This window comes from Escherichia sp. AM3, from assembly GCF_032029835.1.
GTDB classification, from domain to species: Bacteria; Pseudomonadota; Gammaproteobacteria; order Enterobacterales; family Enterobacteriaceae; genus Escherichia; species Escherichia coli.
This window is the reverse complement of sequence record NZ_JAVUPQ010001228.1, coordinates 1-244: the sequence shown is the minus strand read 5'-3', so window position 1 is coordinate 244 and position 244 is coordinate 1. Positions and strand designations below refer to the sequence as shown.

The window sequence follows — 244 nt, the reverse complement described above, 5'->3', positions numbered from 1 at the left end:
GCGCATAGCCCATCTCTTTCAACTGGCGCATGGCATCTATTACGCCATCGATAAATTCGAACTCATCAATCTCATGGACGTAACCGTGATCCACATTAATAGTGCCGTCACGATCGAGAAAAATTGCGGGTACAGATTTTGCCACCGGTTTGCTCCTGAAAAAGTCTTGTTCAGCTAGTATCTCATGAATCGCAGCGCAATAAAGTGCTCATCGCACAGAGGTGGAGTGATTTATACGTCTGGA

Annotated in this window: 1 pseudogene; it reads right to left on the bottom strand. The window is 45.9% G+C overall.

The window, feature by feature from the left end:
* Positions 1–145 (bottom strand): annotated as a pseudogene (locus tag RTW80_RS30425) (D-glycero-beta-D-manno-heptose-1,7-bisphosphate 7-phosphatase); the annotation flags it as partial.
* Between the last annotated feature and the right edge of the window lie 99 nt (positions 146–244).